The organism is Micromonospora sp. WMMA1996 (genome assembly GCF_002573675.1).
Taxonomy (GTDB): Bacteria; Actinomycetota; Actinomycetes; order Mycobacteriales; family Micromonosporaceae; genus Micromonospora; species Micromonospora sediminicola.
The window spans coordinates 1811179-1827393 of record NZ_PDHU01000001.1 but is presented as its reverse complement, the minus strand read 5'-3'; the positions used below and the strand labels follow the sequence as shown (position 1 = coordinate 1827393).

The following is a 16215-nucleotide window of genomic DNA, read 5'->3' as shown; positions in this document are numbered from 1 at the left end:
GCACCCGTGCCGATCATCTCCCCCAGCGATCTGCTGCTGCCCGCCGAGCCCGGGCTGCGCGCCCTGGCCCGCGAGCTGTACGCGCTCGCCGCGCAGCAGCCGATCATCTCCCCGCACGGGCACGTCGACCCCGGGCTGCTGGCCGAGGACCAGCCCTTCCCCGACCCGGCCCGGCTGCTCGTCGTACCCGACCACTACCTGACCCGGATGCTGCTCAGCCAGGGCGTACCCCCGGCCGACCTGGGCGTGCCCAGCGTCGACGGCAGCCCGGTGGAGACCGACGGGCGGACCATCTGGCGGCGCTTCGCCGCGCACTGGCACCTGTTCCGGGGGACCCCGTCGCGGCTGTGGCTGGAGCAGACGTTCCGGGACGTGTTCGGCGTGAGCACCCCGCTGGGCCCGGCCACCGCCGACGCGGTCTACGACGAACTGGCGACCCGGCTGGCCGAGCCGGAGTTCCGGCCCCGGGCGCTGTTCGAACGCTTCGGCATCGAGGTGCTCGCCACCACCGAGTCGCCGCTGGACGACCTGGGCCGCCACGCCAAGCTCGCCGCCGACGGCTGGGGCGGGCCGGGCGGCCGGGTGGTCACCACATTCCGCCCCGACGACGTGGTGGACATGGAGTTCGGCAACTGGTCGGCGAACGTGGACCGGCTCGCCGAGGTCTCCGGCGAGGACACCGGCACGTACGCCGGATACCTCGCCGCGCTGCGGGCGCGGCGGGAGGCGTTCGCCGCCGCCGGGGCCACCTCGTCCGACCACGGCCACCCGACCGCCCGTACCCTCGATCTCGGCCCGGCCCAGGCCGCGGCGCTGTACGACAAGGGCCGGCGCGGCCTGGCCGACGCCGCCGACGCCGAGGCGTTCCGGGCGCACATGCTGCTGGAGTTCGCCCGGATGTCGCTCGACGACGGCCTGGTCATGCAGCTGCACCCCGGCGCGGTCCGCAACCACAACCGCTGGCTGCACGCCCGGCACGGCCGCGACGTGGGCGGCGACGTGCCGCAGGCCACCGAGTACGTGCACGCCCTCGCGCCGCTGCTCGACGCGCACGGCAACGACCCCCGGCTCACGGTGGTGCTCTACACGCTCGACGAGGACACGTTCACCCGGGAACTCGCCCCCCTGGCCGGCGGCTACGCGGCGCTGCGCCTCGGCGCGCCGTGGTGGTTCCTGGACTCCCCGGAGGTGCTGCGCCGGTTCCGCGAGGCGGTCACCGAGACCGCCGGTTTCTACAACACCGCCGGGTTCGTCGACGACACCCGCGCGTTCTGTTCCATCCCGGTACGCCACGACGTGGCCCGCCGGGTCGACGCCGACTTCCTCGCCCGCCTCGTCGCCGAACACCGGCTGACCGGGGACGAGGCCGCCGAGACCATCGTCGACCTGGCGTACCGGCTGCCGAAGCAGGTCTTCAAGTTCGGAGGCGGGCCCGCATGACCACGATCGTCGACGTCGAGGTGCACGACGTGCGCTTCCCCACCGCCGCCAGCGGCGACGGCTCGGACGCGATCAACCGGGGCGACTACTCGGCCACCTACGTGGAGCTGACCACCGACGGCGGCCCGACCGGCACCGGGTTCACGTTCACCAACGGCCGGGGCAACGAGATCACCTGCGCGGCGGTCCGCGCGCTCGCCCACCACGTGCGCGGACGCACCGTCGCCGAGATCGCCGCCGAACCCGTGGCGTTCTGGCGCTCCCTGACCGCCGACGTGCAACTGCGCTGGCTCGGCCCGGAGAAGGGCGTGATCCACATGGCCACCGGCGCGCTCGTCAACGCGGTGTGGGACCTGCGCGCCAAGCTGGCCGGCAAGCCGATGTGGCGCTTCCTCGCCGAGGCGCCCACCGACGAACTGGTCGCGACGATCGACTTCCACCACATCACCGACGCGCTCACCCCTGACGAGGCGGCGGCCATCCTGGACAAGGGACGCGACGGCCTGGCCGACCGGCTGGCCGGGCTGGAACGTGACGGGTTCCCCTCGTACACCACGTCGGTGGGCTGGCTCGGCTACCCCGACGAGCAGGTGCGCGCGCTGACCCGCGACGCGTACGCGCAGGGGTGGCGCGCGATGAAGATGAAGGTCGGCGGGCGGATCGAGGACGACCTGCGGCGGGCCCGGATCATCCGGGCCGAGATCGGCCCGGACGCGCTGCTCATGATGGACGCCAACCAGGTGTGGGACGTGGACGAGGCGATCGCCGCGATGGGCGTGCTCGCCGAGGTCGACCCGTACTGGATCGAGGAGCCCACGCACGCCGACGACGTGCTCGGGCACGCCCGGATCGCCCGCGCGGTCACCGAGCTGACCGGCGGACGCTGCCGGGTCGCCACCGGCGAGGTCGCCGCCAACAAGGTCATCTTCAAGCAGTTGCTCCAGGCCGAGGCGATCGGCGTGATGCAGATCGACGCCTGCCGGGTCGGCGGCGTGGACGAGGTGCTCGCCGAACTGCTGCTGGCCGCGAAGTTCGGCGTGCCGGTCTGCCCGCACGCCGGCGGCGTCGGCCTCTGCGAGTACGTGCAGCACCTCGCGATCTTCGACCACCTGCGGGTCGGCACGAGCCTGAACGGCCGCATGGTCGAGTACGTCGACCACCTGCACGAGCACTTCACCGACCCGGTCCGCACCCGGGGCGGGCGCTACCTGCTGCCCACCGTGCCCGGCTACAGCGCGACCATGCGGCCGGAGTCGATCGCGCGGTTCCGCTTCCCGGACGGCCCGGCATGGCGCTGACCGCCGACCGGCTCGGTCTGGCCACGCTGCGCCACCTGCCGCAGGAGTGCCGGCCGCTGCTGCGCCCCGGCACCGTGCCGGCCGGCATCGTCCACCTCGGGCTCGGCGCGTTCCACCGCGCCCACCAGGCGGTGCACACCGAGGCGGCGGTCGGGGCGGCCGGCGGCGACTGGGGCATCATCGGGGTCGCGCCGCGCAGCACCGACGTGGTCGAGGCGCTGGCCGCGCAGGACGCGCTGTTCAGCGTCACCACGCTCGCCGCCGACGGCCCGACGACCCGGGTGGTCGGCGCGCTGGCCGGCGTCCGGCACGCCGCCTCCGACCCGGACGCGGTGGTCCGGCTGCTCGCCGACCCGGCGATCCGGGTGGTCACGCTGACCGTGACCGAGAAGGCGTACCGGCTCGACCCGGTGACCGCGGCGCTGACCGTCGACCCGGAGCTGACCGCCGACCTCACCACGGACCGGCCACCCCGTACGGTGCCCGGCCTGCTGGTGCGCGGACTGCTCGCCCGGGCCGCCGCCGACGGCGGGCCGGTCGCGTTGGTCAGCTGCGACAATCTGCCCGCGAACGGGAGGCGGCTGCGCGGGCTGGTGGAGCAGTGCCTGGCGCTGGCCCGGGTGCCGGACGCGACCGCCGACCGGGCGCTGGCGGCGGTGACCTGCCCCGGCACGATGGTCGACCGGATCGTGCCGGCCAGCACCGAGGCGACCCGGGACACCGCGCGGCGGGCGCTCGGCGTGACCGACCTGGCGGCGGTGGCCGCCGAACCGTGGTCGCAGTGGGTGATCGAGGACGACTTCCCGGGCGGCCGACCGGCCTGGGAGCGGTCCGGTGCGGTGCTCACCGACGACGCCGGCCCGTGGGAGCGGCTGAAGCTGCGGGCGCTCAACGGCGTGCACTCCGCCACCGCCTACCTGGGCGCGCTGGCCGGCGCGGAGACGGTGGCCGAGGCGCTGGCGCTGCCGCACCTGGACGCGGTGCTGCGCCGGCTGGTCGTCGAGGAGGTCGCCCCGAGCTTCGCTCCCCCGCCCGGCGTCGACGTGACCGCCTACGGCGAACAGGTGCTCGCCCGCTTCGGCAACCCGGCGATCCGGCACCGCACCCTCCAGGTCGCCATGGACGGCTCGCAGAAGCTGCCGCAACGGGTGCTGCACACCGTGGCCGACCTGCGGGCGGCCGGCCGGTCGGCGCGGTGGAGCGCGCTGGTGGTGGCCGCGTGGCTGCGGTTCCTGCTCGGGTACGCCGACGACGGCCGGCCGCTGCCGCTGGACGACCCGCTCGCCGAGCGGCTGCGCGCCGCGCTCGCCGCCGGAGCGCACACCCCGGCCGGGGTGGTGGACGCCGTCTTCGCGGTCCGCGAGGTGTTCCCGGCCGACCTGGCCGCCGACGACGAGGTCCGCGCCGACGTCACCGGCTGGCTGACCGCGCTGGAGCGGCACGGCGTCCGCGCCACGCTGGCGGGTGCCCGGTGACCGGCGGCGCGCGGCGGGTGCCCGGCCGGCGGCGACGGGCCGGGGGTGCCCGGTGACCGGCGGCGGGCCGCCCCGGGTGGCGCTGGTCGGCGCGAACGGGCACGGCCGGTGGCACCGCCGGACGATCGCGGAGCTGGAAGCGGCCGGGCGGCTGCGCCTGGTCGCGCTCGTCGACGTGCGCCCACCGGAGGTCGAACCGGACGCGCCGGTCCCGCCGCGGGCGGCCGTCCTCACCGACCACCGGGCGATGCTCGCCACGACCCGGCCGGACGTGGTGGTGGTCTGCACGCCGCCGCACACCCACCTGCCGATCGCGCTCGACGCGCTCGACGCCGGCGCGGACCTGCTGCTGGAGAAGCCGCCGGTGCTCGACCTGGCCGAGCACCGCACGCTGCTCGCCGCGTCCGCCGGGCGGGCCGTGCAGGTCAACTTCCAGGCGCTCGGGTCGGCCGCACTGACCGAACTGACCGGCGCGCTCGAGCGGCTCGGCCCGGTCGACCGCATCGCCGCGCTCGCCGCGTGGCAGCGTCCGGACGCCTACTACGCCCGCTCCCCCTGGGCCGGACGGCGCACCGTCGACGGCCGCCCGGCGCTGGACGGCGCGCTCGCCAACCCGCTCGCGCACGCGCTCATGCAGTGCCTGGCCGTCGCCGAGGCGGTGACCGGCGCGCCGGTGCGCCCGGCCCGCGTCGAGGTGGAGCGCTACCGGGTCCGCCCGATCGAGGTGGACGACACCACGGTGCTGCGGCTGACCCCGCACACCGGGCCGCCGGTGCTGGCCGCGCTCACCCTCGCCGCCGAGGAACACGTCCCCGGGGAGGTGCTGGTGACCGGCGAGCGCGGACAGGCGCTGCTGGAGTACCCGACCGACCGGCTGCGGCTGCCCGGCGACCCCGCCGCCCGCGCGGTGCCCGGCCGGCGGGGGTTGCTGGCGAACCTGCTGGACCACCGGGCGACGGGTGCGCCGCTGATCGCGCCGCTGGCGCGTACCGAGCCGTTCACCGCCGTGCTGGACGCGCTGCGGGACGCACCCGTTCCGACGCTGCTCGGCGGCGACCTGGTCCGGACGGTCGGCGACGGTCCCGAGCGGGTCCGGGTGATCCGGGGCGTCGGGGCGGTGCTGCGCACCGCCGCGGGGACCGGCGCGCTGCCCTCCGAGACGGGCGTCCCGTGGGCGGTCCGGCCGTACGTGGTGGATCTGCCGTGAACACCGTCGAGAGATCGGAACGAGTCATGCGAACCCGAACCGCCGCCGCCGCGCTCCTCGCCGCGGCGCTCACGATCACCGTCCCCGCCCCGGCGCCGGCCGCGCCCGCCGGGCTGTCCCGCGCCGCCGAGCTGCTCGGTCGCCAGCCGCTCCCGGCGAACGACGGCTGGGCCGCCGAGGGCGCCGGCACCACCGGCGGCGCGGCCGCCACCCCGGACCGGGTACGCGTCGTGCGCACCCGCGCCGAGCTGGTCGCCGCCCTCGGCGGTGACAACGCCACCAACGCCGCCGACGCCACCCCCAAGATCGTGTACGTGGCCGGCACCGTCGACGGCTTCGAGGGACCCGACGGCACGACGCTCGACTGCGCCGACCTGGCCGACCCGGAGTACTCGCTGCCGGCGTACCTGGCCGCGTACGACCCGGCGGTCTGGGGCCGGGTGGACCCGAGCGGCCCGCTGGAGGCGGCCCGGGTGCGGTCGGTGGCCGCCCAGACCCGGCAGACGCAGATCAACGTCGGCTCGAACACCACGATCGTCGGGCTGCGCGGCGCCCGGCTGACCGGGCTGACCCTGATGATCGACCGGGTCGCCAACGTCATCGTGCGCAACCTGGAGCTGGCCGACGCCCGGGACTGCTTCCCCGCCTGGTCCCCCACCGACGGCGACGCCGGCAACTGGAACTCCCAGTACGACCAGATCTCCGTGCGGCGCAGCGAGCACGTGTGGGTCGACCACAACACGTTCACCGACGGCGACAACCCGGACCGGGACCAGCCCGTCCACTTCGGCCGGCCCTACCAGGTGCACGACGGCTCACTCGACGTCACGCACACCGCCAGCCTGGTCACCGCCTCCTGGAACCGGTTCGTCGGCCGGGACAAGCTGATGCTGATCGGCTCCTCGAACACGGTCGGCCCGGACGTCGGCCGGCTCAAGGTCAGCGTGCACCACAACCTCTTCGACGGCGACCTGCAACGGCTGCCCCGGGTGCGGTTCGGCCAGGTGGACGTGCACGAGAACCACTACCGGCTCGGCGGGCCGGACTTCGCGTACGCCCTCGGCGTCGGCGTGCAGTCCGCCATCCACGCGGAGAACAACTTCTTCACCCTCGCCGACGACGTGGACCCCGCCGACCTGCTCCACGACTGGGGCGGCACCGCGCTGACCGAGCGGGGCAGCTGGGTGCGGCAGGGCGAGCGCCGGCCCCGGCCGGTGGACCTGCGCGCCGCGTACAACGCCGCGCACGACCCCGACCTCGGCGGCGACGCCGGCTGGACACCCACCCTGCGGGCCGCCCCGCCGCTGCCGACGCCGCTGGTCCCGCTGGTCGTCGGCGCCTGGTCCGGCGCCGGTCGGCTGCCGCTCTGAGCAGACCGCTGATCCCCGCACCGACCGGGCCGGCGTCTCCCCCGGGGGCGCCGGCCCGGCGCCGTTCCCGGAGGGGTCGGCTGACATGCGAGGCCGGATGCGCGATGATCACCTTTGCGGATTGTCCGCCGGAGGATTGATTCGGCGGCGATCGGGGACAACAGGGTGAGAATCGGGCGGTGAGAGCGCGAGTGGGTGCCCAGGCCCGGCGGCGGGCACGGGACGGAGGGCCGGACGTGGCGGGTGGGACAACCGGCGGGACCGGCCGGCTCCTCACCATCGACCTGCCGGCCGACCCCGGACGGCTCGCACCCACGCGGGAACGGCTGCGTGCCTGGCTGCACGACCAGGGCGTCGGCGAGTGGGACGTCGAGACGGTCCTGATCGCCACCGGGGAGGCCTGCGCCAACGCCATCGAGCACGGCTACCGCTTCGCCCCCGAGGGGATCACCACGCTGCGGGTGGAACTGCACGAGGACCGGTTGGAGATCGAGGTACGCGACCACGGCGGCTGGCGGCCGACCGACGGCGACGACGGCAGCGACCGGGGCCGGGGGCGGTTGATCATGTCCCGGGTGATGGACGAGGCGACCATCGTCGGTACGCCGGAAGGCACCTGCGTACGCCTGGTCAAACACCTCACCCCGAGCAGCTGACGCAAACCCCCGCTGCGCAGGTCCGACGCGGGTTAGCCTCGGCCCGAGGCGAGGGTTGTTCGCTCCTGCCCGTACGGCGGCGCGCGGACGGGGGTGCGACGCATGCGAGGTCCGCTCTGGCGCGGCTGGCTGTGGACGCCGCGCAGCTGGGTCGGCGTCGCCGTCCGCCGGTCGACGACCTGGTACGCGGGCCGGTCCCAGCAGGCGCAGCGGATGTCGGCGGCCCGGCCGGCCGCGGCGGCCCGCTGGTGGCACCGGCCGTGGTGGTGGTACGCGCTCTTCCTCTTCACGGCCGGGTTCCTGCTGGTCTGGCTCCTCACCCAGGTGCTGTTGCCGCTGTGGAACCTGCTGGCGCACGACCCGACGCCCCGGTCGTTTCCCCCGACACGGTGGCTGACACGACAGTTCTGTCTCGACGACGACGCGGCTGGTCAGTGCCAGAAGCTCACCGAAGGGCTCGGCAAGCTGCTCCCGGTGCCGATCGGGCTGTCACTCTTCTACCTCTTCACCCGGTTCCGGGTCTATCCGGCCTACCAGCGCATCGCCCGCCGGACGCCGGAGGAACTCATCAGCACCTCCAACGACCTGCTCGGTGACGTGGTGGGGCGCGACGAGTTGTGCGAGGTGCTGATCGAACGTATCCGCGACCCGGACGTGCGATGCCCGATAGTTCTGGTGGGCGGCGTCGGGGCCGGCAAGAGCGCGGTCCTGGTCAAGCTGGCTCACGAACTCGCCCGACGCGGGATCGTGCCGATCGCGCTGCGGGCCCGCGATCTGGACGTCACGACAGACGTGGACTTCGAGAAGGAGGCACGTCAGCGCTTCATCGACCGGATCGATCCGAACCTGTACAGCGGTGGTCAGGGCGACCGGCTCTGGCGACAGCTGCGCTGGAGCAACAAGGTCGCGGTGCTCGCCGACGGGCTGGAAGAGCTCGGCGAGACCGGTGGCCACGGCGGGGAGGGTCAACACGACAGCGTGTTGCGCGACGCGTTCACCCGTGCCGCCGAGAACCGGTTGCCACTGGTCGCGACCGCCCGTCCGTACGATCCGCTGCGCAGCATGCCGGCCGTGGTGGTGGGCCTGGAGCCGCTGAGCGAAGGGCATGCCCTCACGTTCGGACTGGGCAGCGACGACCAGGTGGCCGGCTCGGCCCTCGTCGCCACGCTCATCGCCGACGCCGACGCCACCGAGTCCCCGCTGTACCTGAAGGTGATCCGCGACCTGCACCGCTTCCGCCGGCTCCCGCACGGCCTGGACAGCACGCCGGGCCCGGGTGAGGCGAGCCGACCGGTGGACCGGTCGGCCGTCCGGCTGCGATTGCTGCACGCCTGGCGCAGCGCGGTCGAGGACGGGTACGTCTGCGAGGACTTCGCCCACGACCGGACGGAACGCCAGCACGTCCTCGATGTGGTCTCGGCCCTCGCCTGCGTCGGCCTGCTCCGGAACTCGTTGAGCGTCAGTTACGACGACCTGGGCGGTTGGGCCAGCGCGAGCCACCTGCACCATGTGCTGTTCCGGGAGCTGCGGGACCGGGTCGGAGATCGGCTGGACGTCACCGAACGCGCCGATCTGGTCACCACGGTCACCACGGCGGCGGAGTTCTCGCTGATCGGACTCGAACCGCAGGGCCTGCGCTTCCAGCACGGGGTCGTCCAGGCGTTCCTCGCCGAACAGTTCCTCACGGCGTCCGACGTGCGGACCCGCCTGCTCGACGAGTCCTTCCGCGGGCAGCCCAGCAAGGAACTGCTCATCGCGCTGACGCTGCTGTCCCGTGACCCCGGCGGATGGAAGCACAGGGATCCGCCGGCACGCGGCGTCCGCCGCCTGGGGCGACGCCTCGGCCTGCCGGACGGAGGCCCGGTCGGCGGGCTGGTCCACCGGCTGATGACGCAGGCCGACCGGGAGCCGAACAGCTGTTGGCGGTTGGAGATGTACGGCGCCGCCCTGGAGATCGACGTGGCGGCCTCCCCGCCGGATCACGACAGGATCACCCGGCACATCGAGGCGCGCTGGCGAACGTTCGAGGAGGGCGACCTCGGTGACCGACCGCTCGACGAGGCCAAGCTCAGCCTCGTCCGACGGTGGGGGGACGCGGCCCGACTCGTCGCCGAGCAGCGGCGCCGCGAGGGCGGCTCGATCTGCTCGCCACCGCCCCCGTACGACGTGCTGTTCCGCCTCGCTCGCGCGGAGGGCTCCTACCGGGTTCGACTCGCCGCCGCCCGGGAGATAGGCCTGGGTGGACAGCCGGCCGCGCGGGCGTTGCGGGCCCTCGACGGCCTCGGGCCGCTGTCCCTCGACGTCACCGCGAGCGAGGTGCTGGCACGGGACCAGCAGCTTCGGGGGTGGCTGGCGCCCCTGCTGCACCTGTCGGTCCAACGCGACGTCGAGGCCCCCGAGGACCTGACCGCCGAGACCGGGCGCTACCTGCGCGAGTGGTTGGACGAGTTGGCCGCGCACCGGGCGGGCCGCCGGCTGCGCCTCGCCGGGGAGATCGCCCTGGCGCAGGGGTTCCGACTCGCGGCCAATGTCCGCCGGCTGCCGCTCGGCCGACCGAACACGGATCGCAGCTTCCTCGTCGAGAAGGCCGAGGAGGCACTCACCCATTCCCGGTTCTGGTACAGCCAGCTCGTCCTGGTCCAGGCCCTGACCCTGCTCTCGCTGCCGCTGGACCCGCGTGAGCCACTCCCCGCCCGTGGCCACGGCGCCGACCCGGTCGGCCTGGTCCAGCACTGGTTGCGCATCGCCGGCAGCGGGGTGCCGGAGCGGAAGCGGTGCGACGCCCACCCCTTCCTGCTGGCCGTGGGACGGCTGTGCGTCTCGGCGCTGGTCACCCGGGAGCCCGAGCGCTTCTGCTGGATCGACGAGGGTGAGACGGCCAGCCGGGTCGGCTCGTGCAGCCCGTCCCCGGAGGTACGCCGCCTGCAACGGCTGTGGATTCCGGACTCGATGGGGTGGAGCGTCCTGACGCCGACGGCGGAGCGGCTCCTCGCCGACGTGATGCTGTTGCTCAACCTCGCCGACCGCGGTGGCTCGCCCGGGGCCCGTGACTCCCGGTTGCGGCGGGCCGACCGGTGCGACCTCCCACCCTGCCTGACCAGCGACCGGGACCCGCTCGACCCGAACCGCAGCGTGCACAGCGCCGAGCCCTGCGCGCCCGGCGGCACCTGTCTCGACGACTGCGCGTTCCGCCTCTGTCCCCTGCCGGCGAAGGGGGAACCGCTGCGCTATCGGATGGATCAGAACTTCTGCGCCCGGCAGGCCGACCTGGCGAGTCGGTGGTACGCCCTCCGGGCCCGGACGCCGTGGCAGGGTGTGCGCACCTCCGGCCTGCAGCGGTTCTGGCGGCAGATGTCGTGGCGTGACCTACCCCGGCGACGCAGGTGGTGAGTCCGCCGTCGGCCAGCCGACATCCACGGCGAGCGAAGATCAGCTATAAGGGACGCATGGAGTTCCCCGCGTACCTCGCCACGATGCCGATGCACGCGATCACCGAGATCCACGGTGAGCCCGGTCTGCTGGCCCGTTTCCGGCTGGAGATCGAGGCGTTCGACGAGGCCGCCCGCGACCGGCTGACCGAGGCCCTCGACCTCGCCGCCGACCTGCACCGCGACGACCGGCGGGTCCGCGAGCCGTACCTCAACCACCTGCTCCGGGTGGCGATCCGGATGATGCACCACTACCAGGTGCGCGACGTCGACGTGATCGTCGCGGGGCTGCTGCACGACGCGGTGGAGGACCACCCGGCCGAGCTGGCCGGTGCCGGCGCGGGCGATCCGACGGCGGCGGCACTGGCCACGCTCGCCGCCCGTTTCGGCCCGCGGGTGGCGCGGCTCGTCGCGGCGGTGACCAACCCGGCGTACGACCCGGGTCGGGATCGGCACGCGCAGTACCGGGAGCACGTGGCGGCCAGCCTCGACCGCGAGCCCTGGGCGCGGGTGATCAAGGTGTCGGACTTCACCGACAACGGCGTGGGCGTGATCCACACGGTCGGGCCCAAGGTGGCGACCTCGGCCGCCAAGTACCGGCCGCTGGTGCCGGTCTTCCGCGATCTGATCGCCCGGCCGGACACGCCGCTTTCGGCGCCGGTCAAGCGGCACATCTTCGCCCAGCTCGACCTCGCCGAGGAGCGGTTCAGCGCCATCCTCGACCAGCCGAACTGACCCGGCACCGCCGCACGGCAACGGCGCTGCTGGGCGAGGACGGACACCGCACGAAGACGGCACTCCGGGCCGAGAACTCACTGTCCGTAGCCTCGCAGCTGGACACACTCATCGAGAGCGACATACCGCTGGGTCATAGTTATGACCCAGCGGTATATCGACTGAACGTCGGCCCATTCTCCCGGAGGGCTCTGGCGTGCGGGGCGAGGTCACCCGCAGGCGCGATCATGCCGCCCACTCAGCTCCACCGAGCAGCCCCTCGGGCCGGTTCGGCAGCGGGCTGTGGCCGCAGGAGAACCAGGCATCGCCTCCGGACGAGAGCCGGGGGGATCAGGCGCCGGAACCGGACCGGGTCGACGACCAGTGAGGCCGGGATCAGAGGCCGCGCTGGACCGAGGGCAACGTGGCCGCGGCCGGGCCGGACCGGGGCCATGGCCGGCCGGGTCGGGCCGAGCCGCGGCTGAGCCGGACCGGACCCCGGCCGCAGACGGCGGCGCCGCGGACAGCGTCGGCCGAGGCGGTCAGGTCGCGTCGGAGGGCGGGGCGCCGACGTGGCCGCCCAGGGCGGCGGCGATCCGGGCACGCAGGGCGGGCAGCCGGTCCGGCTGCTCACGCAACACCACCCGCAGCGTCTCGTGGCCACCGGCGGCGACCGCGCCGAGGACGTCGAGCAACGTGCCGAGTTGGGCGGGTGGCTCGTCGGCGAGCAGGTTCGCCGCGCCCGTGACGACCAGGGTGAGCGGCCCGGTGTCGAGCCGGTCGGCCAACGCGTCGGCGAGGGCGTCCCAGTTGTGGCCGTACCAGGAGGGCAGCGCCAGGGCGTCGGCGAGCGTCTCGTGCAGGGCCGCCCGGGTCCGGGTGGCCGGGCCGGGGACCGGCACGCCGGCCGGCGCGGACGCCGCCTGATCGTCCAGTGTGAGCCAGGCCGGCGGCTGCGGGGGCGCGACACCCATGGGTCAGTCCTTTCCGGAGCCGGCGCCGGCCGGGAGGGCCGGCGCCGACGGAGCTCAGAGCCGGTAGAAGGTGGCGTAGTGGTCGGGCGAGAACCAGGTCGCCCCGGTGCTCTTGTTGACCACGATCCGGTACGCGTCGCGGGAGGCGTTGCAGGCGCGCGGGTAGACGTCGTACTCGTAGTAGGTGGCGTTGGCGGGCAGCTGCCCCTCGTAGTTGTAGAACCGGCCGCCGGCGAAGTTGCACTGGCCGCCGCTCCAGGAGTACCAGCCCCGGCTGGTCGGGAAGCTCTTCGCCGACCAGCCGGAGCGGGCGGTGCGGGCGTCGGCGCAGCGGGACAGCGTGCACGAGCTGTAGACGGCGGCCCGGGCCGGCTCGGCCAGCCGGGTGGAGACGGTGGACGGGGCGACGAGCGCGGCGGCGGCCACGGCGGTGACCAGGGCGGACGCGGCCAGGGCCCGGCGGACGCGGGTGGCGACGGCGCGGAACGGGGTCAAGGGATCCTCCTTGAGCGAGCCGACTGGACATCGACCGACGTCGTTCGACGGTCGGCGCTCAGTCTGCCGAGGATCCTGCCCGGCGTACAGGCCCGGTCCGGCGTCCACGCCCCGAACCGCTGGTGAACACACGATGGCGGGTGCGGACGGGAACCGTCCACACCCGCCGCGTGGTCAGCGCGCGAACGCCTGGAACTCGGCGATCCGCACGTTCTGCGCCTGCGGGCTGGCCGTGGCGCAGTCGGTCGCCGCCCGGGGGTCGGCGTCCTGCTCACCGGCGTAGTCCGGCGCGCCGGTGCACTGGTTGGTCAGCACCTCGACCCGCAGGTGGGTGGCCCTGGTGCGCGGGATGTCGAACGACCGCAGGATCAGCTCCGGCGCCCGGGGACGCGGCGCCACGGCCGGGAAGGCGTCCGGCCGACTGGTCCAGACGGGCCGGAAGTCGGCCGCGTCGGCGCAGGTCACCGATCCCTTCGCGGTGCACGCCAGGACCCGGAACTGGCGCAGCGCCGAGTACCTGTTCTGGGTGCCGGCGTCCGGGTCACCGGCGACCGGCGGGCGCAGCATCGCGCTGACCTGCACCCGGCGTACCTGCTGGAGGCCGCCGGCCAGGTCCACGGTGACCTGCCGGCCGGCGACCGGCACGCCGAGCGACGCCCAGTTGGTGGCCTCGTCGTCGTCGGCGATCTGCGGCAGGTTGATCCCGTCGCCGCCGACCGTCGCGCCGGCGGTGACCGAGGCCAGGTTGGGCCGCAGCGGCACCGCCAGCGGGCGGGTCTTGCCGGCCCTGACCGTCACCGGGCCGATCCGGGTGTGCCCGTACCCGGGCGCCCGGACCACGAACTCGTAGGTGCCGGGGACCAGGTCCACCCGGTCGGTCAGCGGGGTGGCCGCGTCGGTGTCCGCGACCGGCACCGCACGCGCCTGGTAGCGCCCGACGAACAGTTGCGCGCCGGCCACCGGCCCGCGCTCGCCGATCGGCAGGAACCGCAGCGAACCCTCGCGGGCGTACGGCGAGGTGAAGCCCGGCGTGGGGTCGGGGTCGGTGTGGCCGACGCTGGCCGCGGTCTCGCCGAGGCCGCGCTCGGCGAAGGCGTTCCAGAGCAGGTCCTGGTTGTCCCCGCCGAAGCGGATCCGGTCGGCGGCGAGCATCGCGTCCCGGGCGTCGACCATGCTGACCTGGCTGACCGCCATCAGCAGGAACGAGTCGAAGACGAGCTGGATCCAGCGCCGGTTGCCCGGGCAGGCGGTCACCTCGCGCGCCCCGGTCGCACAGGCCTTCTGCACGGCCGGCGTGCCGCTGCCCCAGCGGCGCATCATGGCCGCGCGGATGTCGGTGTTGGTGGCGCTCCAGACCTCGCCGGAGGCGTGCACCTGGAGGCCGACGAGGTCGTAGTCGACCGCACCGTAGTTGAGCGGGCTGGCGCTCATGTTGTAGTTGCGGATGCCCGCGTTCGGATCTGCGGTGGTGTACTCGCCGATGGTGAAACCGCGCCGGCCGGGTGCGGCGTACCCGTGCTCGTAGAGGTATTCCATGGCGAGCTGGTCCGACCAGCTCTCGCTCATGCCCTGCGGCGAGCTGACGCCGGCGCTCGGGCCGGCGATCATGCGGTTGGTGACCGCGTGGCCGTACTCGTGGGCGATCACCGACATGTCGAAGTCGCCGTCGACGCAGGGTGCGTAGAACGCCCCGGCGATGGGCTGCCACAGGTACATGTTGGTGGTCGGCGCGACCCCGTCCGGCGGCGTGATCTGGTTGGCGTTGTTACGCGCCGCGAACGTCGGCGGGCCGCCGCTGACACCGCCGGCCTGGGCGTTGCCCTGCTCGGCGTCGCCGCCGAGGCCACCCCGGCCGAGGTTGTCCTGCTGGAGGTTCCAGGTCTCCTCGGTGAAGCCCAGGTGGTAGGTCCAGTCGTGCATCCGGTTGTGCATGGCGAACAGGTTGGCCCGGGCCGCGTCGATGTCGTTGGCCTCCGGCGAGGTGAACACCTCCGGGTCGCAGCGCCGCTCCTGCCACTGGTTGGTCCACGGGTACGCGTAGACCCGGTCCGGCCGGGGCGTGGCGGTCTCGGTGCCGACGCTGAACGGGTCGTTGCTGAACCAGTTCTGCACCGCGATCGCGTTGTTGCCCTTGGTCGTCGTGGTGGACGCCCCGGTCGCCGGGTCCACGTCCCACGCCGGGTGCCCCGGCACGCCCACCACCTCGCGGCAGCCGGGGGCCGGTGTGGCGCACCAGCGCACCCGGGTGTCGACCGAGGACCGGTCGACCCGCGGCGAGTTCGGGAAGACGTCCCAGGACGGGTGGTCCGCGTCGTGGTCGATCAGGTCCTCGCGGACCAGCACGGCGCCGTCGCGGGCGTCCACGTAGGTGGAGTAGGCGGCCGGGTCCGCGCCGGTGGTGTCCGCGCCGAGCACCGCCTCCCACGCCGCGCGCGGCCCCCGGTCAGCGGTGGGCACCGCGACCAGCGAGGTACGCATCACCCGCGCGTCGGCACGGCCGGCGTCGGCGATCGCGACCCGCCGGGCCTGCTCGGCGTCGATCGTGGCCGCCGCCGGTGTCCCGGCGTCGCGGGCCAGCGAAGAGCTGACGTGCCACACCGCCCCGTCGCGTACGCCGATCGCCAGCATGCCGTCGACGGCGGCCGGCAGGTCCCCGAAGCGCTGCCGGAACAGCACGGTCGCGCCCTGCCCCATCGGCGCGACGGTCAGCTGCTCCAGGCCGGCGGCGCCCTCGGCGGTCAGCCCGAGCACGTCCCGGTTCGCCGTCACGTAGGCGCGGGCGGCGGCCGCCGGGTCGGCCGGCAGGCCGGTGGCGAGCGGCTTGCCGGTCGAGGTGAGCGTGGCCGGCGTACCGAAGTCGGTCCAGCGGACCCGGGCGCCCAGCGCGGCGGCCCGGTCCCGCTGCCGCTCGGTGGCGGCGACCCGACCCTTCCGGTTGTCCTTGGCCTTGGTGTCGTGCCGGTCCCCCGGAAGGTGGTCGGGTGAGGCCTGGGTGGCGGTCTCCTCCCGGGGTGCCGCCTGGCCGCCGGCTGCGGCGGTCAGGACCATGCCGGCTGCCATGAGCAGCGCGGTGGTCCCCGTCAACGCACGGGATGGTGTGCGCACGGTCCCTCCTGTCATCGTCGAACGGCGATGTCCGTTCCGCCATCCGATCAGGA

General features: G+C 74.4%; 11 protein-coding genes. 8 read left to right on the top strand and 3 right to left on the bottom strand.

The features are described from left to right. Window positions 1–6 precede the first annotated feature (6 nt). From uxaC to COO58_RS08710, 8 genes are all read left to right on the top strand, one after another. A complete protein-coding gene (uxaC, locus tag COO58_RS08745) occupies window positions 7–1440 on the top strand; it encodes a glucuronate isomerase (protein WP_098744524.1) in 1434 nt (477 codons plus the stop codon). Next, entirely contained in the window at window positions 1437–2738 is a 1302-nt protein-coding gene (locus tag COO58_RS08740; RefSeq protein ID WP_098744523.1) for an enolase C-terminal domain-like protein, read from the top strand. Before uxaC ends, COO58_RS08740 begins: the two co-directional genes overlap by 4 nt. Then, window positions 2729–4213, top strand: coding sequence for a mannitol dehydrogenase family protein (locus COO58_RS08735; RefSeq protein ID WP_098744521.1), 1485 nt, complete (start codon window positions 2729–2731; stop codon window positions 4211–4213). Before COO58_RS08740 ends, COO58_RS08735 begins: the two co-directional genes overlap by 10 nt. A 52-nt stretch (window positions 4214–4265) precedes the next feature. After that, entirely contained in the window at window positions 4266–5420 is a 1155-nt protein-coding gene (locus tag COO58_RS08730; RefSeq protein ID WP_091577509.1) for a Gfo/Idh/MocA family protein, read from the top strand. 26 nt (window positions 5421–5446) lie between these two features. Next, window positions 5447–6790: a polysaccharide lyase family 1 protein gene (locus COO58_RS08725; protein WP_091574081.1), complete on the top strand. Its 1344-nt coding sequence runs from the start codon at window positions 5447–5449 to the stop codon at window positions 6788–6790. Between the two features lie 236 nt (window positions 6791–7026). Continuing rightward, complete coding sequence (locus tag COO58_RS08720; RefSeq protein WP_098744519.1) at window positions 7027–7446, top strand: ATP-binding protein; 420 nt, start codon at window positions 7027–7029, stop codon at window positions 7444–7446. A gap of 102 nt (window positions 7447–7548) precedes the next feature. After that, the gene (locus tag COO58_RS08715; RefSeq protein WP_098744518.1) at window positions 7549–10836 is read left to right on the top strand and encodes an ATP-binding protein; all 3288 of its coding nucleotides are present in this window, start codon (window positions 7549–7551) and stop codon (window positions 10834–10836) included. Between the two features lie 56 nt (window positions 10837–10892). Continuing rightward, window positions 10893–11609: an HD domain-containing protein gene (locus COO58_RS08710; RefSeq protein ID WP_091574078.1), complete on the top strand. Its 717-nt coding sequence runs from the start codon at window positions 10893–10895 to the stop codon at window positions 11607–11609. A 521-nt stretch (window positions 11610–12130) separates the two neighbouring features. On the opposite strand, the gene COO58_RS08705 is transcribed toward COO58_RS08710, so the two are convergent. The 3 genes from COO58_RS08705 to COO58_RS08695 form a co-directional block, all read right to left on the bottom strand. Further along, window positions 12131–12562, bottom strand: coding sequence for a barstar family protein (locus COO58_RS08705; RefSeq protein ID WP_091574077.1), 432 nt, complete (start codon window positions 12560–12562; stop codon window positions 12131–12133). Window positions 12563–12616: 54 nt separating this feature from the next. Further along, the gene (locus COO58_RS08700; RefSeq protein WP_098744516.1) at window positions 12617–13057 is read right to left on the bottom strand and encodes a ribonuclease domain-containing protein; all 441 of its coding nucleotides are present in this window, start codon (window positions 13055–13057) and stop codon (window positions 12617–12619) included. A gap of 174 nt (window positions 13058–13231) precedes the next feature. Beyond that, window positions 13232–16141, bottom strand: a complete 2910-nt coding sequence (locus tag COO58_RS08695) for a M36 family metallopeptidase (RefSeq protein ID WP_255292562.1) — start codon at window positions 16139–16141, stop codon at window positions 13232–13234. Window positions 16142–16215: the final 74 nt, after the last annotated feature.

Coding starts and splice junctions, on each gene's coding strand:
- COO58_RS08715 (WP_098744518.1), top strand. CDS start 7,549: ATGCGAGGTCCGCTCTGGCGCGGCTGGCTGTGGACGCCGCGCAGCTGG.
- COO58_RS08740 (WP_098744523.1), top strand. CDS start 1,437: ATGACCACGATCGTCGACGTCGAGGTGCACGACGTGCGCTTCCCCACC.
- COO58_RS08735 (WP_098744521.1), top strand. CDS start 2,729: ATGGCGCTGACCGCCGACCGGCTCGGTCTGGCCACGCTGCGCCACCTG.
- COO58_RS08705 (WP_091574077.1), bottom strand. CDS start 12,562: ATGGGTGTCGCGCCCCCGCAGCCGCCGGCCTGGCTCACACTGGACGAT.
- COO58_RS08725 (WP_091574081.1), top strand. CDS start 5,447: ATGCGAACCCGAACCGCCGCCGCCGCGCTCCTCGCCGCGGCGCTCACG.
- COO58_RS08710 (WP_091574078.1), top strand. CDS start 10,893: ATGGAGTTCCCCGCGTACCTCGCCACGATGCCGATGCACGCGATCACC.